The 26,471-nt window shown below is 72.4% G+C and carries 28 protein-coding genes; 12 read left to right on the forward strand and 16 right to left on the reverse strand.

The genetic code is table 11. The features are described from left to right. Positions 1-95 precede the first annotated feature (95 nt). Together ACH35V_RS30115 and ACH35V_RS30120 are read left to right on the forward strand one after the other, a co-directional pair. A complete protein-coding gene (locus ACH35V_RS30115) occupies positions 96-665 on the forward strand; it encodes a heme-binding protein (RefSeq protein ID WP_395977397.1) in 570 nt (189 codons plus the stop codon). Positions 666-698: 33 nt separating this feature from the next. Then, positions 699-1,439 carry an ankyrin repeat domain-containing protein gene (locus ACH35V_RS30120; RefSeq protein WP_395977399.1) on the forward strand — a complete coding sequence of 247 codons (741 nt, stop codon included), beginning with the start codon at positions 699-701 and terminating at the stop codon, positions 1,437-1,439. 53 nt (positions 1,440-1,492) lie between these two features. On the opposite strand, the gene ACH35V_RS30125 is transcribed toward ACH35V_RS30120, so the two are convergent. Then, the gene (locus ACH35V_RS30125; RefSeq protein WP_395977401.1) at positions 1,493-2,248 is read right to left on the reverse strand and encodes a helix-turn-helix domain-containing protein; all 756 of its coding nucleotides are present in this window, start codon (positions 2,246-2,248) and stop codon (positions 1,493-1,495) included. Positions 2,249-2,484: 236 nt separating this feature from the next. Between ACH35V_RS30125 and ACH35V_RS30130 the strand changes: the two genes are divergently transcribed. The 3 genes from ACH35V_RS30130 to ACH35V_RS30140 are packed head-to-tail and all read left to right on the forward strand — an operon-like array spanning position 2,485 to position 4,913. After that, the gene (locus tag ACH35V_RS30130; protein ID WP_395977403.1) at positions 2,485-3,147 is read left to right on the forward strand and encodes a DUF4097 family beta strand repeat-containing protein; all 663 of its coding nucleotides are present in this window, start codon (positions 2,485-2,487) and stop codon (positions 3,145-3,147) included. A gap of 12 nt (positions 3,148-3,159) precedes the next feature. Then, positions 3,160-4,137, forward strand: a complete 978-nt coding sequence (locus ACH35V_RS30135; protein WP_395977405.1) for an ATP-binding cassette domain-containing protein — start codon at positions 3,160-3,162, stop codon at positions 4,135-4,137. Next, positions 4,134-4,913 carry an ABC transporter permease gene (locus tag ACH35V_RS30140; RefSeq protein WP_395977407.1) on the forward strand — a complete coding sequence of 260 codons (780 nt, stop codon included), beginning with the start codon at positions 4,134-4,136 and terminating at the stop codon, positions 4,911-4,913. Before ACH35V_RS30135 ends, ACH35V_RS30140 begins: the two co-directional genes overlap by 4 nt. A gap of 59 nt (positions 4,914-4,972) precedes the next feature. On the opposite strand, the gene ACH35V_RS30145 is transcribed toward ACH35V_RS30140, so the two are convergent. The 4 genes from ACH35V_RS30145 to ACH35V_RS30160 all read right to left on the reverse strand — a co-directional run bounded on the left by ACH35V_RS30145 (position 4,973) and on the right by ACH35V_RS30160 (position 10,614). After that, complete coding sequence (locus tag ACH35V_RS30145; protein ID WP_395977409.1) at positions 4,973-7,048, reverse strand: glycosyltransferase family 39 protein; 2,076 nt, start codon at positions 7,046-7,048, stop codon at positions 4,973-4,975. Further along, complete coding sequence (locus tag ACH35V_RS30150) at positions 7,045-8,289, reverse strand: glycosyltransferase (RefSeq protein ID WP_395977411.1); 1,245 nt, start codon at positions 8,287-8,289, stop codon at positions 7,045-7,047. The genes ACH35V_RS30145 and ACH35V_RS30150 overlap by 4 nt, the downstream gene beginning before the upstream one ends. Before the next feature lie 88 nt (positions 8,290-8,377). After that, entirely contained in the window at positions 8,378-9,889 is a 1,512-nt protein-coding gene (locus tag ACH35V_RS30155) for a sensor histidine kinase (RefSeq protein ID WP_395977413.1), read from the reverse strand. Continuing rightward, a complete protein-coding gene (locus ACH35V_RS30160; RefSeq protein ID WP_395977415.1) occupies positions 9,886-10,614 on the reverse strand; it encodes a response regulator transcription factor in 729 nt (242 codons plus the stop codon). Before ACH35V_RS30160 ends, ACH35V_RS30155 begins: the two co-directional genes overlap by 4 nt. A 423-nt stretch (positions 10,615-11,037) precedes the next feature. Here ACH35V_RS30160 and ACH35V_RS30165 point away from each other — a divergent pair, with 423 nt between their 5' ends. From ACH35V_RS30165 to ACH35V_RS30185, 5 genes are all read left to right on the forward strand, one after another. Beyond that, positions 11,038-12,828 (forward strand): sensor histidine kinase, encoded by a 1,791-nt coding sequence (locus ACH35V_RS30165; RefSeq protein WP_395977417.1) that lies wholly within the window; start codon positions 11,038-11,040, stop codon positions 12,826-12,828. A gap of 30 nt (positions 12,829-12,858) precedes the next feature. Continuing rightward, positions 12,859-13,296, forward strand: a complete 438-nt coding sequence (locus ACH35V_RS30170; protein ID WP_395977419.1) for a roadblock/LC7 domain-containing protein — start codon at positions 12,859-12,861, stop codon at positions 13,294-13,296. Then, entirely contained in the window at positions 13,293-13,658 is a 366-nt protein-coding gene (locus ACH35V_RS30175) for a DUF742 domain-containing protein (protein ID WP_395977421.1), read from the forward strand. The genes ACH35V_RS30170 and ACH35V_RS30175 overlap by 4 nt, the downstream gene beginning before the upstream one ends. After that, positions 13,639-14,274, forward strand: a complete 636-nt coding sequence (locus tag ACH35V_RS30180; RefSeq protein ID WP_395977423.1) for a GTP-binding protein — start codon at positions 13,639-13,641, stop codon at positions 14,272-14,274. The genes ACH35V_RS30175 and ACH35V_RS30180 overlap by 20 nt, the downstream gene beginning before the upstream one ends. 61 nt (positions 14,275-14,335) lie before the next feature. Beyond that, positions 14,336-14,923, forward strand: coding sequence for a GAF domain-containing protein (locus tag ACH35V_RS30185; RefSeq protein ID WP_395977425.1), 588 nt, complete (start codon positions 14,336-14,338; stop codon positions 14,921-14,923). 12 nt (positions 14,924-14,935) lie between these two features. Here ACH35V_RS30185 and ACH35V_RS30190 read toward each other — a convergent pair whose 3' ends face one another. Next, positions 14,936-16,483 carry an acyl-CoA dehydrogenase family protein gene (locus ACH35V_RS30190; RefSeq protein WP_395977427.1) on the reverse strand — a complete coding sequence of 516 codons (1,548 nt, stop codon included), beginning with the start codon at positions 16,481-16,483 and terminating at the stop codon, positions 14,936-14,938. A gap of 692 nt (positions 16,484-17,175) precedes the next feature. After that, complete coding sequence (locus ACH35V_RS30195) at positions 17,176-17,832, reverse strand: DUF4360 domain-containing protein (protein WP_395977429.1); 657 nt, start codon at positions 17,830-17,832, stop codon at positions 17,176-17,178. A 322-nt stretch (positions 17,833-18,154) separates the two neighbouring features. Between ACH35V_RS30195 and ACH35V_RS30200 the strand changes: the two genes are divergently transcribed. Continuing rightward, positions 18,155-18,640 carry a hypothetical protein gene (locus ACH35V_RS30200; protein WP_395977431.1) on the forward strand — a complete coding sequence of 162 codons (486 nt, stop codon included), beginning with the start codon at positions 18,155-18,157 and terminating at the stop codon, positions 18,638-18,640. Here the strand turns inward: ACH35V_RS30200 and ACH35V_RS30205 are convergent. The 3 genes from ACH35V_RS30205 to ACH35V_RS30215 form a co-directional block, all read right to left on the reverse strand. Next, on the reverse strand, positions 18,637-20,055 hold the full coding sequence (locus tag ACH35V_RS30205) for a sulfatase-like hydrolase/transferase (protein WP_395977433.1): 1,419 nt from the start codon (positions 20,053-20,055) through the stop codon (positions 18,637-18,639). The genes ACH35V_RS30200 and ACH35V_RS30205 overlap by 4 nt on opposite strands. Positions 20,056-20,160: 105 nt before the next feature. After that, a complete protein-coding gene (locus ACH35V_RS30210; RefSeq protein WP_395977435.1) occupies positions 20,161-21,093 on the reverse strand; it encodes a HEAT repeat domain-containing protein in 933 nt (310 codons plus the stop codon). Positions 21,094-21,136: 43 nt separating this feature from the next. Further along, positions 21,137-21,217, reverse strand: coding sequence for a putative leader peptide (locus tag ACH35V_RS30215; RefSeq protein ID WP_395977701.1), 81 nt, complete (start codon positions 21,215-21,217; stop codon positions 21,137-21,139). Between the two features lie 137 nt (positions 21,218-21,354). Between ACH35V_RS30215 and ACH35V_RS30220 the strand changes: the two genes are divergently transcribed. After that, positions 21,355-22,269: a sulfite exporter TauE/SafE family protein gene (locus ACH35V_RS30220; protein WP_395977437.1), complete on the forward strand. Its 915-nt coding sequence runs from the start codon at positions 21,355-21,357 to the stop codon at positions 22,267-22,269. Between the two features lie 7 nt (positions 22,270-22,276). Here ACH35V_RS30220 and ACH35V_RS30225 read toward each other — a convergent pair whose 3' ends face one another. The 6 genes from ACH35V_RS30225 to cysT form a co-directional block, all read right to left on the reverse strand. Further along, positions 22,277-22,702 (reverse strand): rhodanese-like domain-containing protein, encoded by a 426-nt coding sequence (locus ACH35V_RS30225; protein WP_395977439.1) that lies wholly within the window; start codon positions 22,700-22,702, stop codon positions 22,277-22,279. Next, positions 22,696-23,151, reverse strand: a complete 456-nt coding sequence (locus tag ACH35V_RS30230; RefSeq protein WP_395977441.1) for a cysteine dioxygenase — start codon at positions 23,149-23,151, stop codon at positions 22,696-22,698. Before ACH35V_RS30230 ends, ACH35V_RS30225 begins: the two co-directional genes overlap by 7 nt. Before the next feature lie 169 nt (positions 23,152-23,320). Then, the gene (locus ACH35V_RS30235) at positions 23,321-23,788 is read right to left on the reverse strand and encodes an RrF2 family transcriptional regulator (RefSeq protein ID WP_395977443.1); all 468 of its coding nucleotides are present in this window, start codon (positions 23,786-23,788) and stop codon (positions 23,321-23,323) included. Positions 23,789-23,815: 27 nt separating this feature from the next. Further along, positions 23,816-24,805: a sulfate/molybdate ABC transporter ATP-binding protein gene (locus ACH35V_RS30240; RefSeq protein ID WP_395977445.1), complete on the reverse strand. Its 990-nt coding sequence runs from the start codon at positions 24,803-24,805 to the stop codon at positions 23,816-23,818. Further along, positions 24,805-25,593 (reverse strand): sulfate ABC transporter permease subunit, encoded by a 789-nt coding sequence (locus ACH35V_RS30245; protein ID WP_395977447.1) that lies wholly within the window; start codon positions 25,591-25,593, stop codon positions 24,805-24,807. Before ACH35V_RS30245 ends, ACH35V_RS30240 begins: the two co-directional genes overlap by 1 nt. After that, entirely contained in the window at positions 25,586-26,470 is an 885-nt protein-coding gene (gene cysT, locus ACH35V_RS30250; RefSeq protein ID WP_395977449.1) for a sulfate ABC transporter permease subunit CysT, read from the reverse strand. Before cysT ends, ACH35V_RS30245 begins: the two co-directional genes overlap by 8 nt. Position 26,471 lies beyond the last annotated feature (1 nt).

A 26,471-nucleotide genomic window follows, 5' to 3' on the forward strand; every position in this document is an offset into this window, starting at 1 on the left:
CGATGGATTCGCCCGGCTCAACCGCTCCCGCGATGGCGCGGGCCGCGTCCCCCGCGAGGCTTGAAGACATCGGCGATCACCAGGGAAGGAACACGATGAACGACATGCAGCGCAGGCCGAGGATCCGGGTTCGCACGGTCGCAGGGACGGCGGCCGGGCTCGCCGTGGTCGCGGGGGCGGTCGCCTTCTCGGCAGGCACCGCGTCCGCCGCCCCGGACGCCTCGGCCGCGGGGCGTGCGCCGCAGGCCGTCCAGGAGGTCCGGACGTTGAACACCGCCGCCGCGACCGCCATCGCGGACGCCGCGCAGAAGGAGGCCGCCAAGCAGAAGCAGCGCGTCGCGGTGGCGATCGTGGACCGCTCCGGTGACCTGCGCGTCCTGGTCAAGGGCGACGGCGCCGGGCCGCAGACCGTGGAGTCGGCCAAGCGCAAGGCGTTCACGGCGGTGTCGTTCGGGCAGCCGACGTCCAGGCTCACCGGCGGGGCGACCGGCAACGGGCCCACCGTCCGCGACATCCCGGGCACGCTGTTCCTCGCGGGCGGGGTCCCGGTCGCCTCCGGCGGCTCGCCGATCGCGGGGATCGGCGTCGGCGGCGCACCGCAGGGCGACATCGACGAGAGCATCGCGCAGGCCGGGCTGCGCGCCGTCCAGGGGCAGCTCGGCTGAGCGAATCCGACGGCCATCGGCGAGGAGGAGAGCATGAACGGTCTCGGGGGCGGACGGGGTGCGGCGGCCGCCGTCCTTCTCGTGGGCCTGGCGGTGGCGACGGCCTGCGGCTCCGGCCCGCCGCCCAAGGCGTCCGGCTCACCGTCCGGTTCGGCGTCGGCGCCGGCGGCCCCGGCCGGCACATCCCGCGCGGGGAAGGATCTGCTGGACGCCGCCGGACGGGGTGACGCGACGGCGGTAAAGGCCGCGCTCGCCGCCGGGGCCGTCCCGTCCGTGCGGGACGGTCAGGGCCGCACCCCGCTGCTCCTCGCGGCACGCGGCGACCACGTCGAAGCCGCGAAGGTCCTGGTCAAGGCGGGCGCGGACCCGGACGCCCAGGACGACACCAAGGACAGCGCCTGGCTCGTGACCGGAGTCACCGGCAGCGTCGAGATGGCCCGGATCCTGATCCCGGCGAAGCCCGACTACACGGTGGTGAACCGGTTCGGCGGGACGTCCCTGATCCCGGCCGCCGAGCGCGGGCACGCCGCGTACGTGCGGGAGGTGCTGCGGACGACGTCCGTCAAGGTCGACCACGTCAACGACCTCGGCTGGACCGCGCTGCTGGAGGCGGTCATCCTCGGCGACGGCGGCGCGGACCACCAGCGGGTCGTCGCCCTCCTCCTCGAAGCGGGCGCCGACCCCGCCCTCGCCGACCGCGAGGGCGTGACGCCGCTGCGGCACGCCGAGCGCAAGGGCCAGACCGAGATCGCGAACCTCCTCCGCGACGCCTGAGCCACGACCCCTGAGCCACGACGCCTGAGCGGCGGCGAAGCGTGGGCGGCTGGCTATTGGGGGGCGGGAGGTGGTTCGGCGGTGGCTTCCGAGGTGGTCTCGGTGGGGGTGTAGAGGACGTCGCGGGCCTGCTCGGCGGCGCGGAGGAGGCTCTCGCCGACGAAGTCGAGAAAGCGGGCGGCGTTCTCAAGGCGGGCGGCGGCCGGGGTGCCGGGCCGGAGGGCCGCGACGCCCTGGCGCGCGGCCTGCGCGAACTCCTCGTTGGAGCGGACGCTGCGGATCATCGACTGGTACCACAGGTCGTCGTCGACGACGTAGCGCTCGCGGCGGCGTTCGTCCCGCTGCCGGCGGACGAGCTCCAGGCCCTCCAGGTACGTGATCGCCTTGGAGATGGAGGCCGGGCTCACCTGCAGCCGCTGCGCGAGTTCGGACGCGGTGAGGCTGCCCGAGTCGGTGGTGTACAGGCAGGCCAGCACCCGGGCCATCATCTTGGGCAACCCCCCGACCATGAGGACGGTGGTCAGCTTCTCCGCGGCCTCGCGCACGGCCTCGGCGTCGCGCCCGTAGGGCTGCGGCTCCGCCTCCACCCCGCGGGGGGCGGCCTGCCGCCGCCGGTGGGCGCGCTGTTCGGTGGTGCGGTGGGCCAGGTCGGCGCGGTACCCGACCGGGCCCCCGTTGCGCATCACCTCGCGCGTGATCGTCGAGGTCGGACGGTCGAGGCGGCGGGCGATCTCCGCGTAGGGGAGGTTGTCGGCCAGCCCCAGCGCGATCTGCCTCCGGTCCTGCTGGGTGAGCCTGCCTCCGGGCATTCGCGATCTCCTCGATGGTCCTCGTGGCGGTGTGCGACCCGTCCCACCATAGCGTTGACCTCCCTTCATTGCAATGTGTGAGCATCAGTCGTTGCATTACTCGCGAAGACCGTTGCAATGATTTATCTGCTTTCACCTGCGTAGATGCTGCTCCAGTGCAACGTACTTGTTGCAGAGATTTGGAAAGCAACGTAGCGTTTCGAATGTCAGAAACAGTGAACGCAAAGGAGAGCACGATGCAGACCTTCCCCACCCCGGCCCCGATCTCCGCCGTCGTGGACATCCCCGCCGGACGCGTCGAGATCATCGCCGCGGACCGGGCCGACACCGCGGTCGAGGTCCGGCCCGCGAACGCCGCCAAGGGCCGCGACGTGAAGGCGGCGGAGCAGACCGCGGTCCACTACGGCGACGGCGTCCTGCGGATCACGACGCCGCCCGGGAGCGGACCCTTCGGCCCGTCCGGGGCCGTCGCGGTGACGGTCAAGCTGCCCGCCGGCTCCCGGGGCGAGGCGACCACGTCCGGCGCCGAGCTCCGGACCGTCGGCCGCCTCGGCGAGGTCGCCTTCGCCGGCGCCTACCGCAACATCAAGATCGACGAGGCCGCGGGCGTCCGCCTCACCGCGATGGACGGCGACGTCGAGATCGGCCGCCTGGACGGCCCCGCGGACATCAGCACCCAGCGGGGCGACATCCAGATCGCCGAGGCCACGGGCGGGACGATCGTCCTGCGCACCCAGTCCGGCGACATCTCGGTCGCCGCCGCCGCGGGCGTCTCGGCCGCCCTGGACGCCGGCACCTTCCACGGACGCGTCAGCAACGCCCTCAAGAACGACGGCGCCAACGACCTCGACATCCGCGCCACCACCTCCCACGGCGACATCACCGCCCGCAGCCTCTGAAGGAGCAGAACCATGACGAACCTGGCCATCGCGGCGACCGGGCTGCGCAAGTCCTATCCCGGCAAGGACGGCGACAAGGTCGTGCTCGACGGCATCGACCTGGCCGTCCCCGAAGGAACGATCTTCTCGCTGCTGGGGCCCAACGGCGCCGGCAAGACGACCACCGTCCAGATCCTGTCCACCCTGATCGGCGCCGACGGCGGCGAGGTCCGGGTCGCGGGACACGACCTGAACCGCCAGGCCGACGACGTGCGCGGCGCGATCGGTGTCACCGGGCAGTACTCGGCCGTCGACAAGCTGCTCACCGGCGAGGAGAACCTGCTCCTCATGGCCGACCTCAAGCACCTGCCCCGGCGGGCGGGCAAGCGCAAGGCCGCCGAGTTGCTGGAGCGCTTCGACCTGGTCGACGCGGCCCGCAAGCCGGCCGGCACCTACTCCGGCGGGATGCAGCGGCGGCTCGACCTCGCGATGACGCTGGTCGGCGACCCCCGCCTGATCTTCCTGGACGAGCCCACCACCGGACTCGACCCGCGCAGCCGCCGCACCATGTGGGGCATCGTCCGCGACCTCGTCGCCGCCGGCACCACGATCTTCCTCACCACCCAGTACCTGGAGGAGGCCGACCAGCTCGCCGACCACATCGCCCTCCTCGACCACGGACGGCTGATCGCCGAAGGCACCGCCGACGAGCTCAAGCGGCTCATCCCCGGCGGCCACGTCTCCCTCCGGTTCACCGACGACGACGCGCTCAAGACCGCGCTCGCCGCCCTCGGCCAGGGCTTCCTGGACCCGTCCGACGACGACCGGCTCACGCTGCAGGTCCCGTCCGACGGCGGCGTCGCGGCACTGCGCGACCTGCTCGCCCGGCTGGACGCGGCGGGCGTCGAACCCGCCGACCTCGGCGTCCACACCCCCGACCTCGACGACGTCTTCCTCACCCTCACCGGCCAGAACACCGCCGCCGACCAGAACACGGAGACCCCCCGATGAGCGCCAACACCCTCGCCCTCGACGCCCGCGACTCCTCCACCATGGTCCGGCGCCAGCTCAAGCGGCTGGTCCGCTACCCGTCCATGACCGTGCAGCTGGTCGCCATGCCCGTGATCTTCCTGTTCCTGTTCGTCTACGTCTTCGGCAGCACCCTCGGCGCGGGCATCGGCGGCGACCGCGGCACCTATGTGAACTACGTCGTCCCCGGCATCCTGCTGATGGCCGCGACCACGGCCGCGACCGGAACCGCCGTCATGGTCGCCACCGACATGACCGAGGGGATCATCGCCCGGTTCCGGACCATGCGGATCTCCCGGGCCTCGGTCCTGACCGGGCACGTCGTCGCCAGCGTCGTCCAGCAGCTGCTCAGCATGGCCGTCGTCGTCGGCGTCGCGCTGGCGATGGGCTTCCGCCCCAACGCGACGGCCGTCGAGTGGCTGGCCGCCGCCGGGCTGCTCACCCTGTTCGTCGTCGCCATCACCTGGCTGTCGGTCGCGCTCGGCCTGAAGTCCCCGACGCCCGAGGCCGCGAGCAACGCCCCGATGCCCCTGGTCTTCCTGCCCTTCCTGGGCAGCGGCTTCGTCCCCACCGACTCCATGCCCACCGCCCTGCGCTGGTTCGCCGAGTACCAGCCCTTCACCCCGATCATGCAGACCGTCCGCGGCCTCATGCTCGGCACCCCGATCGACAACAACGCCGTCATCGCCATCGCCTGGTGCGCCGGCATCGGCGTCGCGTCCTACCTCTGGGCCAAGCGGACCTACAACAAGTCCTGACCATGAACCGGCCGAAAAGGGCCGTCAGACCGACCGGTCTGACGGCCCTTAATACTTGTTCACCCGAGCCTGTAGAGCAGGGAGCCGGAGGAGGAGCCGCCGTACTCGCGCGCGTTGACGGGCGTCCCGTTCCGCTGGACCCAGGCGGTGACGCCCGCGTCGGTGCGGCCGGGCCCCATGCGGCCTCCTGCCTCGATGAGGATGTGGCGGAGCTTGCCCTCCGCGACATAGCGCTGGAGCTTGGCGACGGTCATCGCCGGGTCGCCTCCGGTGAAGCCGCCCATGGCGATGACGGGACGTCCGGTCTCCAGGATGATCGAGCCCGCGGACATCGCGCTGGGAACGGCGACCAGCCACGTCGCCCCACCCTGGTTCTTCTCCAGGTAGGAGATCAGCCGAGCGTCGACCCGGCCGCCGGGTCCGGACCGGCCGGTGGGCCGTCGCCCGCGTCCGTCCTGGTCTCCGCCGGGTGCGGTTCCGGGCGGGGGCGCGAGCCTGGCGGAGGGCGGCATGGCGCCGGGACGGGCCTGCATGCCGGGCGGTCCGCCGCGCTGGGCCGCCGCGGGTCCGGCGAGGGGGTTGGTGGGGTTGGACGTGGTGGACGCGGCCGAGACCGCATAGGCGCCCGGCCCGGCGAGCGCGGCGACGGCCGTGAGTACGAGCCCCGCGATGACGGCGGGGGCACCGGCGCGGCGGACGAACCGTCCGCCCAGCAGGGCGGCGACGGCTGCGACGGTGGCGGCGGCGATCACCCACCGCAGCCACGGATGCCAGGACGGGGTGCGGTCCAGCAGGACGAACGCCCACGCCCCGGTGACGGAGACGGCGGCGGGCGGCGCCCACGACCATGCCGCCGAGCGCCGGTACGCCCCGTACAGCAGGACGGCTCCGGCGCCGATGAGCGCGGCGATCGCCGGTGCCAGGGCGGTGGAGTAGTAGGGGTGGAAGATGCCCTGGGCGAAGCTGAAGACGGCGTAGTGGACGGCGAGCCATCCACCCCACAGCAGCAGGGCGGCGCGTGCGGCGTCGGCGCGGGGACGTCGCCGCAGCAGGAGCAGGCCCGCGGCGAGGGCGATGACGGCGGCGGGGACGAGCCAGGAGATCTGGCCGCCGAGGACGTCGTTGAACAGCCGTCCCGCGCCGGGCTGCCCGCCGAACCCGCCGCCGCCACCGGGGCCGCCCGGTCCGCCGCCAGAGCCGCCCGCCCCGCCCGGCCCGCCGCCGGGTCCGCCGCCGGGTCCGCCGCCGGGGCCGCCTGGTCCGCCGCCGGTCTCGCCGAAGACGCGGCCGAGGCCGTTGTAGCCGATGACCAGGTCCCAGGCGGTGCCGTCGGTGCTGCCGCCGACGTAGGGGCGGGCGCGGGCGGGGATCGCGTCCACGGCCAGCACCCACCACAGCGACGACGCGGCGAGGACGGCACCCGCGGCGAGCAGGTGTCCGATGCGCCGCGCGAGCGGGGGCGGGGCGGCGATGAGGTAGGCCAAGGCCAGCGCGGGGACGGCCAGGAACGCCTGCAGCATCTTCGTGTTGAAGCCGCAGCCGACGAGGAACGCGGCGAGCAGCAGCGGCCGCAGCCGTCCGGTGGCGATGGCGCGCTGGGCCGCCCACGCGGCGGCGACCAGCAGCAGGACCAGCAGGGTGTCGGGGTTGTTGTCGCGGTTGATCGCGACCGTGATCGGGGTGAGAGCGAGGACACCGGCCGCGATGAGCGCGGCCGCATGCCCGAACGCCGACCGGACCGTCGAATACAGGACGGCGACGGCGGCGACACCCGCGACGACCTGCGGAAGCAGCAGGCTCCAGCTGTTGAACCCGAGGACGCGGGCGAACAGGCCCATCGCCCACAGCGACATCGGGGGCTTGTCGACGGTGATGTAGTTCCCGGCGTCCAGGGAGCCGAAGAAGAGCGCCGTCCAGCTCTGGGTGCCGCTCTTGACGGCGGCGGAGTAATAGGAATTGGCGTGTCCGGCGTCCGGCAGCGCCCACGCGTACAGGGCGCACGCGGCGGCCATGATCGCCCACAGTGCGGGACGGGCCCAGCGAGGATCGTCGGCGGGGCCGAGGAGGAGCCGCCGGGCACGTCCGTCGCGGGCGGCGGGACGGTGGGTTCCGGCGGGCGCGGTGACGGTGGTCATGACGGCGTCCCTCCCGTCTCCCCGGCCGCCGGGACGCGGCGCGGGTGGAAGATCCACGCGCGCATCAGCAGGAACCGCAGCAGGGTGGCGAGCGCGTTGGCGGTGACGAGCGCGGCGATCTCGACGGCGCGTCCGGCGCCGGGCGCGGCGGCGTCCAGCAGGGCCAGGCCGCCGGTGCTGAGGGCGAGGCCGAGCAGGAACGCGGCGCCGCCCTCGACCTGGTGGCGGAACGCGTGGCGGGCGCCGGTGACGCCGAAGGTGAAGCGGCGGTTGGCGGCGGTGTTGCCGACTGTGGTGACCACCAGGGACAGCGCGTTCGCCCACAGCGGCCCCATGACCAGGCGCAGCAGGACGAACAGGACGAGCTGCGCGGCCGTGCTGACGGCGCCGATGACGGCGAACGCGGGGAGCTGCCGGGCCATCCCGGCGGGCAGCCGCGGCCGGGGCCGTCCGCCGACAGGGGCGCGGAACGCGCCGGTGAGCATGCGGCGCGCGACGCGGGCCATGCCGCGCAGATCGTCGAGAGCGGTCCGCAGCACGTCGACGCGGCTGTCGGGGTCGTCCACCCAGTCGACGGGGACCTCGTGGATGCGCAGCCCGCCGTGCTCCGCGAGCAGCAGCAGCTCGGTGTCGAAGAACCATTCCTCGTCCTCGACCGACGGCAGCAGCGCCTGGACGACCTCGGTGCGGGCGGCCTTGAAGCCGCACTGCGCGTCGGTGAACCGGGCGGCGAGCGCGGCGCGCAGCAGCAGGTTGTAGCAGCGGGAGACGACCTCGCGGCGCGGCCCGCGGACGACGGCGGAGCCGCGGGTGAGCCGGGACCCGATGGCCAGGTCGCTGTGCCCGGAGATCAGCGGCGCGACCAGCGGCAGGAACGCGTCCAGGTCGGTGGACAGGTCGGCGTCCATGTAGGCGACGACGTCGGCGTCGCTGCCGCCCCAGACGTGCCGCAGCGCCCGGCCGCGCCCCTTGCCGTCCAGGTGGACGGCGCGGACGCCGGGCAGCCGCGCCGCCAGCTCCTCGGCGATCGGCCAGGTCGCGTCGGTGCTGGCGTTGTCGGCGATGGTGATCCTGAACCGGTAGGGGAAGGTGCCGGCGAGGTAGGCGTGCAGGCGTTCCGTGCTCGCCGCCAGGACGCGTTCCTCGTTGTGGACGGGGACCACGACCTCGACGAGCCGGCCCCGCGGGCGGGACGGGGGCGGCGCGCCGCCCGCACCCCGTTCGGTGGTGAGGTGACTCATGGTGACGACGTTCGGCGGCGTCCGTGGGAGGGCCCTGAGCCGACGATGAACGCCGCATGAGAATCGGGGCGGCGGGATGCGGCGGGGTTCAGTCGCGGGGCGCCGGGGTTCCGGGGAGGCGGACGCGGGCGAGGGCGCCGCCGCCGGGAGCGGGCTCCAGGCCGACACGTCCGCCGCATTCGGCGACGACCCGCGCGACGATGGACAGCCCGAGCCCGGAACCCGGCAGGCTGCGCGCGGACGGCGACCGCCAGAACCGCTCGAAGACGTGCGGGAGGTCCTCGGGCGTGATGCCGGGGCCGTGGTCGCGGACGGTGAGCTCGCCGTCCGCGAGCCGGACGGCGACGGTCCCGCCGGACGGGCTGAACTTGACGGCGTTGTCGAGGAGGTTCACGACCGCGCGTTCCAGGGACGCGGGGTCGCCCTCCACGTACCAGGGTTCGGTCGCGGCCTCGACGGTCAGGCCGGGGCCGCGGAGCCTGGCGCGCTCCACGGCGCGGGTGACGACGTCGTGCAGCGCGACCGTCTCGCGGACCGGTTCGGCGTCGGCGGGGCGGGCGAGCTCCAGCAGGTCGCCGACCAGGGTGGACAGCTCCAGCATCTGCGCCTTGACGCCCGCCAGCAGATTGCGGTGGGTGGCCTCGGGCAGGTCGCGCCCGGCGGCCTCCGAGCGCAGCAGCAGGTCGATGTTGGTGCGCAGGCTGGTCAGCGGGGTGCGCAGCTCGTGCCCGGCGTCGGCGATGAGCTGCCGCTGGCGCTCGCGGGACGCGGCCAGCGCGGCGGTCATGCTGTTGAAGGACCTGCTGAGCCGGGCGATCTCGTCCGTGCCCTCTTCCGGGATGCGGGTGCCGAGGTCCTCGGTGCGGGCGACGTGCTCGACGGCGCCGGTCAGCTCGTCCACCGGGCGCAGCCCGGCGCGGGCGATCATGAGCCCCGCCCCGGCGGAGACCAGGACGCCGACTGCGGTGACGGCGACCAGCAGCAGGGTGAGGTTGTCCAGCGGCCCCTCGACCTCGTCCAGGGAGATCGCGAACGACAGGGCCACGCGGGTGCCGTCGCGGGTGCGGAAGGAGCGGGTGAGGACGCGGACGCGATCGTCCTGCCCGCGGGCGGTGACGCCGGTGCCGTCGCGGGAGACGCGGTCGCGTTCGCCCCGGGCCACCGCGGCGTCCTCGGCGGTGACGTCGAGGACGCCGGCGCCGGGAATGGTGCAGGCCCGGCCCTGCGCGCTGACGACCTGAAAGATCTCGAAGGGCAGCGGCGGCACGCTCTGGTAGTCGGCGGTGGGGGTGGGCGAGCAGGCGGCCAGCGCGTCCTGGACCTCCCGCGCCATCCACGGGCCGCCGGGCGGCCGGTCGCCCTCCGGGCCGCCGTCCGCCGGGCCGGGCGGGCCGCTGGACAGGGCGGCGAGACGGCGGTCGAGCTCCTGGTAGAGCTGGTCGCGGGTGAGGTACCAGCTCGCGAGGGCGCAGGCGGCGACGGCGAGCGCGACGGCCGCCGCGGTCAGCAGCGCCAGCCGGGCCCGCAGCGTCAGCCGCCGGGTCACCGGCGCCCTGGCGGCGGGCGCCGCGGGCGCCGACGACGGCCGGGCGCCGGTCACGGGGAGGCCGTCCGCAGGACGTACCCGACGCCGCGGACGGTGTGCACGACCCTCGGCAGCCCGCCCGCCTCGGTCTTGCGCCGCAGGTACATCACGTAGACGTCCAGGGAGTTGGAGGCGGGCTCGAAGTCGAACCCCCACACCGTCTCCAGGATCTGCTCGCGGGTGAGGACCTGGCGCGGGTGGGCCAGGAACATCTCCAGCAGCATGTACTCGGTCCGGGTCAGTTCCAGGGGCTTGCCGGCGCGGGTGACCTCGCGGGTGCGGGTGTTCATGGACAGGTCGTCGAAGGCCAGCACGTCCTCGCCGTGCCGGGACGCCGCGGCGGCGGTCATGGCGCCGCGGCGCAGCAGGGCCCGGACGCGGGCGAGGAGCTCGTCCAGGTCGAAGGGCTTGGCGAGGTAGTCGTCGGCGCCCGCGTCCAGGCCGGTGACGCGGTCGCCGACCATGTCGCGGGCGGTGAGCATGAGGACCGGCATGGTGGCGCCGAGGGCGCGCAGCCGCCGGCAGGTGGTCAGGCCGTCCAGCCGCGGCATGAGGACGTCCAGCACGACCAGGTCGGGCGGCTCCCGCTCGACCTGCTCCAGGGCCATGGCGCCGTCGGCGGCGGCGGTGACGCGGTAGCCCTCGAACTCCAGGCTGCCGGCCAGCGACTCGCGGACGGCCGGCTCGTCGTCCACGATCAGTATCCGCGCGGGCGGCGGCCCCGGCATGCCAGACTCCATGCGCTCACCGTAAGCACCGCTGGTCAGCGCCCTGACCACCGGCCGGCGTTTCTCATGGATCTTTCAGAGAGTTCTGATGTCCGGCTCAGGTGAACGCGTGTTGACGATCAACTTACGCGAATAGGCCAGGAATGGGACATATCGGGATGGACGCCCTGATAGCGTCCTCGGGTCGCGGGAATCTCTGCAATCCACGCTTCCAGGTTGAGGCGTTGTGCCAGCCTAAGACACGAACTGTACCCATCCGAGTACGTATTACTCAGTAGCGTGATCTTCACCGTCGAGGCACTGAGGACGCCGATGCCTGACTACTTCGAACCAGCTGCCGACGCCGAGCACCGAGGTGCCCGGCAAAACGGCAGGTCAATGACCCGTGGCACGCGTCGGCAGGGAAGTATACGCACCTATCACCTGTCCATTTCCGTGCTTCCCGCGACCATTGTGGGGCTGCTCGGGGTCGCCGCCGTGATCGTCCTGTACAGCGGTCACACCGTGTCCGAGCAGACACGGCTGGTGCTGGCCGCGGCGGCGGTGGGGGCCGCGATCACCATCGGGGCCGCCGTCGTGGCGGCCGACGCCACCACCCGGCGGGTGCACCGGCAGTACGCGCAGTCGGCCGTCCGCGACCGCGACAACGTGCTGTGGCGGCTGGGCGAGCTCGGCTCCCTGGTCGCCCACGGCCGACGTGACCTGCAGAAACTCTCCGCCGGGCTCAGCGCGGGCGAGAAGGCGGCGCCGCGCGGCGAGGACTACCCGGCGCCCGACACCGGCGATCCCGTCATCCTGCTCGCGTACGAGCTGCGGAAGGCGCAGAGCGAGGCGTGGAACGCCGTGGTCGCCGCCGCGGCCCGCGAGCCCGCCGGCAGCGCCGGGCAGCGCGTCGGCGTCTTCGTCAACCTCGCCCGCCGGATGCAGTCGCTGTCGCACCGCGCCATCCAGGGGCTGGACGAGCTGGAGAACCAGGTCGAGGACCCGGACCTCCTCAAGGGCCTGTTCAAGGTCGACCACCTCACCACCCGGACGCGCCGCCAGGCCGAGAGCCTCGCCGTCATCGGCGGCGCCGCGTCCCGCCGCCGCTGGACGAAGCCGGTGAGCGTCTACGAGGTGCTGCGCTCGTCCATCGCCGAGGTGGAGCACTACAACCGGGTCAAGGTCGTGCCGCCCATCGAGGGCAGCCTGCACGGCAGCGCCGTCGCGGACGTCGTCCACCTGCTGGCCGAGCTCATCGAGAACGCCACCAAGTTCTCCCCGCCGAACACGCAGGTGCTGATCCGCGTCGAGATGGTCAGCGCCGGCCTGGCCATCGAGGTCGAGGACCGCGGCATCGGCATCCCGCGCGGGGACCAGCGCCGGCTGAACGAGCTGCTCGCCGACCAGGAGCGCGCCGACACCGACGAGCTGCTGAAGGACGGGCGCATCGGGCTCCTCGTGGTGTCCGCGCTCGCCCGCCGCCACAAGGTCCGCGTCCAGCTCCAGGGCAACGTCTACGGCGGGACGCAGGCCGTCGTCGTCGTGCCCAATGAGCTGGAGGGCAGCCAGGCCGAGGCGGCCGAGGCCGAGGAGGCCGCCGCCGAGGAGCAGCGCCGGGCGGAGGCGGCGAGGGCGCGGGCCGCCCGCCCGCCGGCCGCCACGACTCCGGCGCGGGCGGCGGCGCCCGCCGCCGGCTCCATGCAGAACGCCGGGACCGCGCAGAGCGCCGGCTCCTTGCAGAGCGCAGGGACCGGGCCGCAACTGGCGCTGAACGACCGGGACGTCCTCGGGGTCGGACCGGTCGCCGTGGACGGCCAGGTCCGCCGCCCGCACCGTCCCGCGCACGCGCGGCCGTCCACGCCCACCCCGGACGCGTCGGACGTGCCGAACCTGCCGGACGCCTCGACCGGCCCGCTCCCGGCCGTCGAGTCGGGCCCCGGCGCGTCAGGACCGACCGCCACCGGACCCGCCGCCTCCACTCCAGCCGCCCCCACTCCGGCCGCCTCCACTCCGGCCGCCGCCGAGCCCGCCGCTCCGGGGAACGGCGGGGCGCGGCCGCCGTTGCCGCGGCGGCAGGCGCAGACGCACCTCCCGCCCGAACTGGCGGACGCCCCGGTCTTCCAGCAGGACGACCCGGACGATGAAGTCGAGCACAACCCCGGGTTGATGGCGGCGTTCCAGAAGGGCATCCGCAGCGTCCAGGAGGACGACGGCACTGCGGACGGCCAGGACAGCGCGAGCTGACGAATCATCACGAATGGTAAGGAGCGTCCATTGAGTGCTGTCTCCCCGAACCAGGCTCAAGATCTTGCTTGGCTGTTGCGGGGGCTGAGCGAGGAGGTTCCGGTCATACGCGGCAGCGTGCTGCTGTCCTCCGATGGCCTGCTGAAAGCCGCCCACGGCTTCGACCGGGCCAGCGCGGAGCAGCTGTCCGCGCTCGCGTCGGGATTCTTCTCGATCGCGCGGAGCACCGGAATGAAGTTCGACGACAGCAACGAGGTGCGGCAGGTGGTGGCGGAGCTCAAGTCCAGCCAGCTGTTCATCTCCTGGGCCGGATTCAATTCGGTGCTGGCGGTGCTGGCGAGAGCGGACGCCGACCCGTCCGTCGTCGGCTTCGAGATGGCGCGGCTGATCAAGGCCGTCCGGCCCTTCCTGCACACCGCCGCGCGGTCGGCGGCGACCGTGCCGGGCGACCGGAACCGAATGCCATGACGGCGGGCGACGAGGAGGTATGGGTCGACGACAACGCCGGCCCGCTGGTACGCCCGTACACGGTGACCGACGGCCGCACCCGCCCGACCGTCGAGCTGGACCTGCTGTCCCTGGTGGTGGCGGACGGCGTCCTCCCCCCGGCCCTCGACCCGGAGCACGCCGAGGCGCTGAAGCTGTGCCGCACCCCCACGTCCGTCGCCGAGGTCGCGGCGCATCTGCGGCTCCCCGTCGCGGTCACCAAGATCCTGCTCGCCGATCTGATGGACCACCGGGCGATGACCAGACAGGCGGCGCACACCGCGGCAGATCCCACCGACCGAGCCCTTTTGGAGAAACTGCTCGATGGCCTACAACGAGCCTGAGACGGCCTACAACGAGCCCGAGCCGGCCTACGACGAGCCTGTGGCGCCTTCCACCCAGGTCAAGATCCTCATCGCGGGCGGGTTCGGCGTCGGGAAGACGACGTTCGTCGGCGCGGTGAGCGAGATCGAGCCGCTGAGCACCGAGGAGCTCATCACCTCGGCCAGCGTCGGCATCGACGACCTGGGCGGCGTGGCGGAGAAGACCACCACCACCGTGGCGCTGGACTTCGGCCGGATCACGTTCGACCAGCACGGGATCGTCCTCTACCTGTTCGGGACGCCCGGTCAGCGGCGTTTCTGGTTCCTGTGGAACGAGCTGTCCGCGGGCGCGCTGGGCGCCGTCGTGCTCGCCGACACCCGCCGCCTCGAAGACTGCTTCGAGGCGGTCGACTTCTTCGAGAACCGCGGCACCCATTTCCTCGTCGCCGTGAACGAGTTCGACGCCGCCTTCCGCTACGACTCCGACGAGGTGCGCTCCGCTCTCGGCCTCGACCCGCGCGTGCCGATCGTGCTGTGCGACGCGCGGGACCGCTCCTCCGCCATCAGGGTGCTGCGCTCCCTGGTGCGGCACCTTCTCACCGCCGCTGCCACGTCCGCCGCCTCCAACTCCGTCTGACGCAGAACCGCACTAATGCTCACGCTCGCCATCGCACGCTCGTCCATACCGGGAGGTCCCCGTGACGTATCAGTACAGTGACCAGGCATACGAGCTCCCCGCCCGTTCCCTGGTACCGCCCGACCAGGAGGCGCCCCAGCGCGCGGCGCGATTGCGAGAGCTCGGTCTGGGTCAGGCGCGGGAAAGCGAGTTCGACGAGTTCGCCCACGCGGTCGCGCTGGACGCGCAGGAACTCGCCGGGCTGGCCAGCGCGCCGGTGGCCTTCGTGAACCTCGTCGGGGACGACCAGTTCATCGGCGGCGTGTACACGCCCCCGGCCGCGGCGGCGCTCGTGGAAGGGGTCCTCGGGGCGCGGATCCCCCTCAACGCCGGTTACTGCCCGCATGTCGTCGTCCGGCGCAAGGCGCTGATCCTCGACGACGTTCTCGACTATCCGCGTTTCGCCGGCAACCCGATCGTCGACAAGCTCATGGTCCGGAGCTACGCCGGGGCCCCGCTGACGGACCGCACGGGCACGGTTCTCGGCACGATCTGCATCGTGGACAGCGAACCGCGCCCGTGGGGCAAGGCCGGGCTGGACCTCATGAAGCGGCGGGCGGCCGACCTGGTCGACCGGATCCATCTCCGCGACGGCCTGCCGGGCCAGTAGCGCGGCGCGCCGTCAGTCGACGGCGGCGGCCGCCGCCTCGCCCCAGCCCTGGCCGCGCCGGAACGGGAACCTGGACGGAGCGCCGTGCCCGTTGGCGGCCGACCGCGCCGTGCCGCCGGTGCCGCCGCCGTTGCCGCCGGTGTCGAGAATTCCGGTGGCCAGCAGGCGGAACTCCGCGGCGACGCCGGCGATGTCGTTCCGGAGGAACTCGACGGCGGGCCAGACCCGGCCCGGGTCCGCGCCGGTCGCCGCGGCCCAGTCGAGGACGCGGGTGATCGCGAACAGGTAGGCGATGGCGCGGCCGGCCAGGACCTGGTGTTCCTGGGCCAGGCGCTGGTCGAGGAAGCGCAGGTCCACCCGGAGCGCCGCGACGCCGGCCGCCGTGAGCGGCCATTCGGCCAGGAATCCGCTGAGGGGGCGGCCGGCCCGCCGGGTCAGGCAGTACGCGGCGAGCTGCTGGCTGAGCATGTCGTTGTTGCCGTCGAAAACGGTGAAGACCCGTGAGTCCAGGAAGGCCTGACCTGCGATGTTGGTGGGCGATCCGCAGCGGTACCCCTCGCCGCCGGTCAGTTGCTGGTAGTGCTGCGCCGCGCTGACCATCCGCTCGGTGGCGACGGTCTTGAGGGCCTGCACCGCCGGGAACGCGGGGGTCATGTCGGCCTTGAAGTTCAGCGCCGTCCGGACGTGGTGGTTGAGCGCCTCGCAGATGGTGGCGGAGGTGTCGATGGCCGCGAGCCGGTACCCGACGAACCCGATCTTGGACTGCGCCTTCCGCCCGATCCGGCGGCCCTCGGCGTAGGCGTGCGCCTCGCGGCTGATGCGGCGCAGGAACCCCGACCCCGCGGCCGCCAGCAGCGCCCGCGACACCATGAACAGGTCGACGGAGGACAGGCCCGCCTCCTCGGCGTTGATCCGCCGATGCCGGGGGACGACCACGTCGATGTCGTTGACCCCGTAGTCGAGCAGCTTCAGGCCGAGCGCCTCGTACAGCTCGACGGTGCGGAACCCCTCGCTGCGCTTGACGACGAAGTAGCCGTACTCGTGGCGGTGCGCGTTCTTCGCGACGACCAGCCACCAGTGCGCGGACGAGCTGAGGGCCTGCCAGTGCTTGCGGCCGCGGATCCGGTAGCCGCCGTCGACCTCCTCGAACGTGGTCGTCATGGCGGACAGGGCCGAGCCGGCCCCCGGTTCGGTGGCGGCGAGCCCGGCCTTCATCGGATCGCTGCCGGCGAACAGCGGCAGCATCTCCTGTTTGACCTCCTCTCCGGCCCACTTCACGACGGGCAGGAGCGCCAAGGCCGTGTTCACTATCACGTAGACGCCGAGCGCCAGGTTCCATTCGGAGAGGGTCTCCACGACATCGCACATCTCGGCGTGATCGTCCCGGCCGCCGTACTTCTTGGGCAGGGTCGGCAGCAGCACGCCGGCCTTCGTGAGCAGCGTCCAGTCGTCGGCGGGAAGGTTCTGCTGAGGGTAGCTCGCGGAATCGAATCGAGGGGCGACCGTCTCGATACCGCCGATGAATTCGTTCGTCGACAGGGACAGGAGATCATTCGTCATGGTGTCCGCTCTCACAGGTCGGCCTGGCACTGCGGGGGAAGTCGTCAGGATCCGGCGATCAAGAGCACGCCGATGTCGATTCACCAGTGCGGGATCGAGCCGTCGACCACCTCCGGAACCCTTCCCTCTGGGACGACTAGGCCATAGTTAATCGCCCGGTCACCACGCGCAAGGAACATCTGGCTTACCGTTAGCCCAGATGAAAACTGTTTCACCTCATTGACCTGCGCACTCCCACGGCCCCGCGAACTTTTCTGCATCGTGCCAAACCGGCAGGCCAGCGGGGTGCCGGGGCCTCCGAACCGGCCCCTAAACCGGCTCCGGGAACGGAAGGATCCCTGGTCAGCGGGCCGTTCTCCGATGTGGACGCGGGTCGCCGCCGGCGGCTCGCGCAATCGAACCCGGCCGCCGCCACTCGCGAATCCGCCGCCCGCCTGCACACCGGCTTGATCTTAGACGGAATCCCGTTCCCGCTCGACCCATTCGCCCCAACAGACCGTTCAGGCTCGGAATGCACATGGTGAACACATGGCCCTTCGCCACCCGATGGATAACCTCGTCCGGGTGGTGGCCGTGCGTCCCGGGACCGACCGCGACTTGGCGCCGCAACGGTCCGTGTTCAGCGCTGATAGGTATGCGGAAAAGCTTGTGATCAGCGCGTCGGGCACAAACCAATTACTCGCGGGCGGCCGCTATGGCCGCTCGGGGCACAGCTTCCAGGCGAGGTGGTACGTCGTCCTGCTGCCGCCGTCGGCGTTCATGGAGATGGAGCTGACCTTCGACGGGTCCGAGGTTCCGAGGTCGACGCGCAACTCGGTGGTGATGCCGAGATTCCGCTCCACGTGGCAGGGCTTCCACACGAGCTGGTCCTCCGGCACCAGGTCGGTGACCTGGAACTCGCCGTCCCGGGGGCCGGCCAGGTCGAACGTGGTGACGTAGGGCCACGAGGAGCCATGGAAGTAGCGGCCCGCCTTCTGGGTGGCCTTCGCGCCACGCTGCAGGTCGGCGCCCAGCCGGTAGTCCGTCCGCGAGATCGCGTAGGTGAAGCGCAGCGAGACGTTCATCTTCAGGGACAGCGCGCAGATCTTGCGTGCGTCGGCCGGCGCCGACGCGCCACCCGCCCGGGCGGTGAAGTCCGCGTAGGTGATGGTGAAGGCGTCAACGTCGTCCGAGAGGACGGCCTTGGCGGTACCGGGCAGGCAGCCAGGGCCGTTCATGGCCACGATCTCGATCCAGATGGGGTCGGGGCCGGGGACGGGCCCCGGCGCGGACGCGGCTGCGGGGGACACCGCGGCCAGGACGGCGAGCGCTGCGGCACCCAAGGCGGAAATTGCGCTGCCCTTGCGCATGCGAATTCCTCTTAGGGGATTGGGAGCGACCAAAGAGGCGAGCGCCCCGGATCCGATCCTTTCCGGCCCGCTCAATGGACGAAGATCACCATCTGACCGGATGGTAACCGCGCCCCCGAGCACTGTCAATCGTTGATCACCACAGGTCAATGCGCGTTTTTGACAAGGACCGTTCCATACCGGGCCCGAGATTTGAAATGCCTGGTCAGAGCGAGTGGGGGCGGTTTCGAAATGGTTGTCGCCAAGAAGGCCACGCGTGGACCGGCGGCGGTTTATCGTGAGCCCCGTCCACGCTCTTGACTTCGACCACAGGGGGAGCACGATGGAGTTCGAACTGCGTCCCGAACAGGGGGTTCCTCCCATGTTGCTGGGAGCGACCCTGGCGGAAACTCGATCGGCGCTCCAGGGCCTGGGCTTCCTCGACGTGGAGGATTTCCGGCGCGCCCCCGACGAGCCCGGCGCACTGTTCTTCAACGGCCCCGCCGGACGGCTCTCCGGGTTCGTCTACGCCGACGAGGACGGACGCGTCGTGGCGATCGAGATCGCCAACCCCAATCCGCGCCACGCGCCCGGAGAGGCGCGGGACACCGTCGCCTACTCCGGGCTCGACGTCTTCAGCACCCCGGCCCAGGACGTCATCGAGACGCTCACCGCCGGGACCGAGGTGGACGCGCACGGCGATTCCGTGATCGCGCCCGATCTGTTCATGGAGTTCTCGCGGGCCGGGGAACACCATGACCGGGTCGACGACGTCGGCAGGGCCGCCTTCTTCAGCAGCGTGCTCCTGGCGGGCGAGGGCTACTACTAGGGGTAGGGCAGCAGGCCGCTGTCGATGTTCTCCCAGGAGGCGCGCAGCTCGGCGAGGACGGAAGGGTGCCGCCGGGCGAGGTCGGCCTGTTCGCGGGGGTCGGCGGCCAGGTTGTGAAGCGTCTCGCCGGAGGCGGTGCGCAGGTACTTCCAGTCGCCGCGGCGCAGCGCCCGCTCCTCCTTGGTCCGCCAGAACAGGTCGCGCCGCGGCGGCCCGGCCCCCTGCCGCAGGTACGGGACGAGGCTGTGCCCGTCGAGCGGATGCCCGTCGCCCGGACGCACGCCGGCGGCGTCCAGCAGGGTGGCGGTCCAGTCGTGGGTGATGACGGGCACGTGGCTGACCTGGCCAGGACGGATCGCGGCGGGCCAGCGCAGGATGTTCGGGACCCGGATGCCGCCCTCGTTCAGCCCGCCCTTCCCGCCGGACAGCGGCCACTGGTAGGAGAAGCGCTCGCCGCCGTTGTCGCTGCTGAACAGGACGATCGTGTCCCTGTCCTGACCCGTGGCGCGGAGGGCGCGCAGGACGCGCCCTACTGCGCCGTCCAGGCTCTCGACCATCTTGCGGTAGGTGTCCAGGGAGCCGCCGTCGTCGTGCCACAGCGCCCGCGAGTCGCCCGCCTTGACGCGTGCGGTGATCTGCGCGCTCACCTCCCGGTCGCCGGGCGCCTCCCACGGCCAGTGCGCGGCGGTGAAGTTGAGGTTCAGCAGCCACGGCCCGTCGTGGTCGCGGCGGATGAAGTCGGCGGCGCGGTCGGCGAGGGTGTCGGTGTAGTAGTCGAGCGATTCGGCGGGCACCTCCCCCTCGTACAGGTCCACGCCCGTGCCGGAGACCTTGGAGTAGTAGTCGACGGCTCCGGAGAGGTTGCCGAAGAACACGTCCCAGCCGGACTTGACGGGGCTGTACCAGGGCAGGAAGCCGCAGTGCCATTTGCCGAACATGGCTGTGGCGTATCCGGCGCCCTTCAGCAGCGACCCCAGGGTGGGATGCTCGGGCGGGATCCCGGTGAGCTTGTCCGGACGGGCGATGGGTTCTTCCAGGCCGCCGCGGAGCCGTCCCGGATAGCGGCCGGTGTAGAGCGCGAACCGGGTGGGCGAGCAGACGGCCGCCGCCGAGTAGCCCTGGGTGAAGCGCACGCCCTCGCGGGCCAGCCGGTCGAGATGGGGCGTCCTGATGTGGGGCGAGCCGTAGCTGCTCAGATCGGCCCAGCCCAGGTCGTCGCCGATGACGACCAGGATGTTGGGCCGGGCGGGCCGGCCGCGGCCGGGGTCGGCCCGGAACTCCCGCTCGGCCGCCTGTGCCGAGGCGGTGCCGCCCGGCAGCGCCGCGCCCGCCGCGACCCCGGCCGCCACGGCCCCGGCCGCGGCTAGTTCCCTCCTGCTGAGACCCGCCCCGCCGGCGTCACGCCGTTCTCCCATTCCGTGCACCTTCCTTACTCGATTAACCAGATTGGAAAAGTATGAAAACGGCGTGACGAGCTGGGCTGTTGCCATTCGGTGTCGTCAAGCGTCAGGCGGCAGGCGTCAGGCGAGTGCCCAGCGGATCTGCGTGCGGACGCCCGGGTCCGGATCGGCCAGAGCCTCGGTCAGCGCGGCGAGGACCTCCGGGCGCTCGGCCGCCCACTGCTCCAGCGACCGGACCGCGGCCCGCCGGACGTCCACCGTCCGGTCGCGCAGGGCCCTGATGAGCGGCGGGACGGCGCCGTCCGGGTCGCCCTGCGCCAGCGCGACGGCGGCGGTCCGGCGCACCTGCCGGCTCGTGTCGTCGAGGAGGGCGGCCACCACCCGGAGCTCCAGGTCCTCCGGGACGCCGAGCTCGGCGGCGGCGTCCAGCGCGGCCATGCGGACGACCGGGTCGTGGTCGGTGAGCAGGTACGCCAGCGCGGGCAGCCCCTCGGGCCGCGCGAGCCGCGCCAGCCCCTCGGCCACGGCCACCCGGACCTCGCGGGCCGGGTCGTCGGCGGCCTCGACCACCCGGCCGACGGCGTGCAGCGCGATGAGACCGGTCACGGCCTGGACGCGGACATGGGCCTCGCCGTCGTCCAGGCCGTGGGCATACAGGTCCGCCGCCGCCTCGGTCAGGCCGGTGAGCAGTTCGGCGGCGATCTCGCGGACGAACGGCTCCCGCCCGCGCGCGGCGGCCAGCATCAGCGCCTTGACGCCGTCGTCGGCGAGGTAGAGCTCGGGCAGGTCGCGCAGGGCGCCGGCGGCGCTGCGCCGGACGTCCTCGTGCTCGTCGGCCAGCGCCCACGCCAGCGCGTCGCCGGCGCCGTGCGGGGCGCGGCCGGCGCGGGCGCTCTTGATCAGGGCGCCGAGGGCGGCGTCGCGCACCTCGGGCTCGGGGTCGCGCAGGTACACCTCGACGTCGTCGAAGCGGAGGTCGTCGAGGTGGCGGAGGTCGATGACGCGGTCGCGCGGGCCGCGATCGGACGGATCGGTGCTGTTGATGATCGTCATGATGAGTCCTCGGGTCAGCCGTCAGAACCGGTGGGGATGCGGGTCAGCGGCCGTAACACAGCGCGCCGGCCTGCCGTCGCAGATCGACGTGCAGCCGCGCGACGAGGACTTCACCTTGATTCACGCGCCCAATCGTCCGTCATATTTCCACCTAAGTCAACCAGTTAGATAGGAAATACGACGGTTGACGCGAGGGCGGACGAGTCTGCTATACAGGTAATCCATACTTGTTTAGTATGTGAAGTCCACATTGGAGGGTAGATGCGGTCTCTGCTCGTGCTCGCGCTGGTCGGCCTCGGCGCCCAGCTCGTCGACGGCAGCCTGGGCATGGCCTACGGCGTCACCTCCACGACCCTGCTGCTGGCCACGGGCACCAATCCGGCCGCCGCGTCCGCCACCGTCCACCTCGCGGAGATCGGCACCACGCTGGTCTCCGGCACCGCCCACTGGCGCTTCGGCAACGTGGACTGGCGCGTCGTCGCCCGCATCGGCCTGCCCGGCGCGGTCGGGGCCTTCGCGGGCGCGACCTTCCTGTCCTGGATCTCGACGGAGGTGGCCGGGCCGCTGATGGCGATCATCCTGCTCGGGCTCGGCGCCTACGTCCTGGCCCGCTTCACCTTCGCCGGGCTGCCGACCGGGAACCTGGACAAGCCGCTGCGCAGGCGCTTCCTCTCCCCGCTGGGCCTGGTCGCCGGGTTCGTCGACTCCACCGGGGGCGGCGGCTGGGGCCCGGTCGGCACCCCCGCCATCCTGGCGAGCGGGCGGCTGGAGCCCCGCAAGGTCATCGGCTCCATCGACACCAGCGAGTTCCTGGTGGCCGTCGCCGCCAGCGTGGGCTTCCTGACCGGCCTCGGCACCGCCGGGATCGACCTGGCCTGGGCCGGCGCGCTGCTGGCGGGCGGGGTCGTCGCCGCGCCGATCGCGGCGTGGCTCGTCCGGCACCTGCCGCCGCGCGTCCTCGGCTCGGCGGTCGGCGGGCTGATCATCCTGACGAACGCGCGCACGCTGCTCACCAGCGACTGGGTCGAGGCGCCCGGCGCCGTCCGCTATCCGGTGTACGCCGCCGTCTACCTGCTGTGGGCCACTGCCCTCGCCCATTCGATCCGGGAGCACCGCCGCCAGGCCGCTACGGCCGAGAAGACCGCCACCGAAGTCGAAGAGGCCGCGGCGGCCTGACGCCGTTCTAAGCGGTGGTGGCGGGCAGGCCCGCGGCCCGCCAGGCGTGGAAGCCCCCGGCCACGTCGGTCGCGTGCGCCAGGCCCAGGTCCTGCAGCGCGGCGGCCGCCAGGCTGGACGTGTAGCCCTCCGAGCACAGGACGATCACGCGCACGTCGTGCCCGGTGGCCTGCGGGATGCGCGCGTCGGAGGCCGGGTCCAGCCGCCATTCCAGGACGTTGCGCTCGATCACGAGCGCGCCCGGCACCTCGCCCTCGTCCGCGCGCTGGGCGGCCGGACGGATGTCGACCAGCAGAGCGCCCTCCCGCCACCGGGCATGCGCCGCCTCCGGGGTCACCCTCTGGAGCCGGGCACGGGCGTCGGCGAGGACCTCGTCGATCGTGCGCGCCGGCCGTGTCACCCCTGCGCGCGTCACCACCGCCCGGCTCACCATTGCGCGGCCTCCTCCGTGGCCAGCCGGACCAGCCGGTCGCCGACGAGGTCGTAGCGGTTCATGGTCGACAGCGGCGGCGAGTAGACGTGGACGCTCACGGCGGGCGCGGTCGAGACGTTGCGCACCTCGTGGATGTAGTCGGAGCCGAACGCGCGGGCCCGTCCGGGCGTGACCTCCCGGACGCCGCTCAGGTCCTGCTCCTCCAGGCTGCCGAGCGCGACGGCGAACGCGCCGCGCGATCCGCCGTGGTCGTGCAGGCCGGTGCTCTGGCCGGGCAGCCAGCTGATCAGCCAGATCTCCTGCCCGGCGTCCCGGTGCAGGCGCTCGTACCAGCGGCCGCGCGGGTCCAGCCGGACCCGCGGCAGCCACTCGTCGCACCGTCCGGCCAGGTCGGCGACTGTGCCGGCCAGGCCGGATCCCCGCGATGCGGTCGTCGTGCTGATGGTCATGTGCTTCGTTCCCTGGGTTTCTGGACCTTCGACGGTCTCTGGACGTTCGGTCTGCCGGCGGTCAGGCGCGGCGACACAGCCCGGCGGCCAGCCGTCCGAGGTCGACGTGCCGCCGGGACCAGAGCGAGGCCCGGGAACTCATGGGACCAGCATCCCAGGTATTTCCTACTTAATCAATCTGGATAGTCGTTTGGGGAGCCGGGTCGGCAAGGGCCCGCACGTGGGCGGGCAGCCGGCCTTGGGTGAGGTCGTCCAGGGTGGTCTCGTCCAGGACGCGCCGCAGCGCGGTGTCCGCGGCGCGCCAGAGCTGCTCCAAGTGCGCCGCGGCACCTGACGCCGGGCGCTGGCCGGGTGGATGCGCGGTGTCGTCCGCGGACACGAAGGTGGTGTCCATGGCCCGCACCACCTCCCCGACCGTGATCTGCGTCGCAGGCCTCGCCAGCCGGTATCCGCCGTCGTGCCCCCGCTGGCTGACCACGAGCCGCGACCGCCGCAGCTCCCCGAGAATCGTCTGCAGGAAGGTGAACGGCATCTGCTCGGCCTCGGCAAGAGCGGGGGCGCTGATCGGCTCCGGCCCCGCGGCCGCCATGGCCAGCAGGGCGCGCATCGCGTAATTGGTGCGGGCGGTGACGTACAAGGTGATGCTCCCCGGTCCCAGGTCGCATCAGCTCGCTGGAACCGTGGCGGCCCGGGCGGACGGCCGTACATGCACCTCGGCCCCGGCCTCCGCCGACAGCCGCCTGGCCGACTCCCTCGTCATCTGCGCCCACGCGGGACTTTCCTGGGCGGACTCTCCCGGCTCACCTGGTTCGCGCACCCGGAACTCCACCCGCGTCTCGAACCCGAGCCGCACCACCCGCGTGATCACCGCCGGTCTCGTCCCCGGCCCGGGCTCGGCGGACAGCTCGACGTCGTGCGGCCGCAGCAGCCGCCCGCCGATCTCGGTGACGGGCCCGAGGAACTTCATCACGAACGGGCTCGCCGGGTTGTCGTAGATGTCGCCCGGCGCCCCGGCCTGCTGGACGACGCCGTCCGCCAGCACCACGATCGTGTCGGCGACCTCGATCGCCTCCTCCTGGTCGTGGGTGACGAACACGGTCGTGACGTGCACCTCGTCGTGCAGGCGGCGCAGCCACGTCCGCAGCTCCTTGCGGACCTGGGCGTCGAGGGCGCCGAACGGCTCGTCCAGCAGCAGCACCTCCGGGTCGACGGCCAGCGCCCTGGCCAGGGCCATGCGCTGGCGCTGCCCGCCCGACAGCTGGGCCGGGTACCGGGCCGCGAACTGGTCGAGATGGACGAGCTCCAGCAGCTCCCCCACCCGCTTCCTGATCTCCTCCTTCGGACGCTTGCGGATCTTCAACCCGAACGCGACGTTCTCGAAGACCGTCAGGTGCTTGAACGCCGCGTAGTGCTGGAACACGAACCCGACGCCGCGCCGCTGCGGCGGCAGCCGGGTCGCGTCCTTGCCGGAGATCAGCACCTGACCCGAGTCGGGTCTCTCCAGTCCCGCGATCACGCGCAGCAGGGTCGACTTGCCGCCGCCGCTCGGGCCGAGCAGCGCGGTCAGCGAGCCGGACGCCACGTCCACCGACACGTCCTTCAGGACGGCGGCCTCGCCGAACGACTTGTTCACATCTCGGATCTCGATCGCCATCAGGTGCCGTCCTTCGGTCGCAGGAGCTTGGTCGCCAGGAGGCTGGCGACCGCGATCACCGCCAGCGCCAGCGCGGCGGCGTAGGACGCCTGCACGTCGAAGTTCTCGAAGCGCTCCTCGACGAACAGCGTCAGGGTCTGGGTCTCGTCGACCGTCCGGCCGGAGACGACGGCGACCGCGCCGTACTCCCCCAGCGCGCGGGCCAGCGAGAGGACGATGCCGTAGCCGAGCGCCGCCCGGATGCTCGGGAGGGTGATGCGGCGGAACGTCTGCCACCCGCCCGCCCCGAGCGTCTGCGCGGCCTGCTCCTGCTCGTCGCCCATCTCCTCCAGGACCGGGACGATCGCGCGCACCACGAGCGGCAGGCAGACGAACACCGTCGCCAGCACCATCCCGGGCGTGGAGAAGATGATCTGGATGCCGCGCCCCTCCAGGAAGCCGCCCGCCGGGCTGAACGCGCCGTACACCAGGATCAGCGCCAGCCCGACGACGACCGGGGACACCGCGAGCGGCAGGTCGATCAGCGCGCTGAGCAGGCGCTTCCCCGGGAAGGTGTGCCGGACGAGCAGCAGCGCCGCCAGCACCCCGAACAGCGTGTTCAGCACGACGGCCCAGCCCGCGACGACGAGCGTCACCTGGAAGGCGTGCAGCGCCGAATGCGAGGTGAGCGCGTCGATGAACGGGCCCGGGCCGTCGCCGAACGTCCGCCAGCCGATCAGCCCGACCGGCAGGATCAGCAGGAACAGCAGGTAAGCCAGGACGATCACGCGCAGTCCGTGCTTAGCCACGGCGGGCCCCCCATCGGCGCAGCAGGTCGATCGACAGCAGGACCAGCAGCGAAAGCACGAGCAGGGCCGTCGACGTCGCCGCGGCGGCGGCGGTGTTGTCGCTCTCGATCTGCCCGAAGATGTGCACGGCCGCGACCTGCGTCTTGAACGGGACGTTCCCGGAGATCAGCACCGTCGAGCCGAACTCCGCGACGGCGCGGGTGAAGGCCAGCGCGGTGCCCGCCAGCATGGCCGGGACGAGGTTCGGCAGGATGATCCGCCGGAAGATCGTCCAGTTGCCGGCGCCGAGCGACGCGGCGGCCTGCTCCATCTCCTTGTCCAGCTCCAGCAGGACCGGCTGGACGGTCCGGACCACGAACGGCAGCGTCACGAACAGCAGCGCCACGACGACGCCCGTCCGGGTGTAGGCCAGCGAGACGCCGAGCGGGCTGTCGGTCCCGTACAGCGTCAGCAGGACCAGGCCCGCGACGATCGTGGGCAGCGCGAACGGGAGGTCGATCAGCAGGTCGAGCAGGCCCTTCCCCGGGAAGGAGTCGCGCACCAGCACCCAGGCGATCAGCGTGCCCATGACCAGGTTCACCAGCGCCACCACCAGGGAGGCGATGACGGTCAGCTTCAGCGCGGCCCAGGCGTCGGGGGTGGTGATCGCGTCCCAGAACCCGCCGGGGCCCTGCGAGGCGCCCTTCCAGATCACGGCGGCCAGCGGGATCAGGACCACCGCGCTCAGGAAGATGGTCGCCGTGCCGACGCCGAGCGCGGTGCCGCCCGCCCCGCTCAGGCCGGCCGACCGGCCCTTCCTCCCCGGTGGGGAGTCCGGGCCGGCCGTCTCGACTTTCTCGTCCACCACGGCCGTGGGGCTCTTCGTCGTCTCGCTCATC

It is taken from the genome of Actinomadura sp. 1N219 (genome assembly GCF_044326405.1).
Classification (GTDB): domain Bacteria; phylum Actinomycetota; class Actinomycetes; order Streptosporangiales; family Streptosporangiaceae; genus Spirillospora.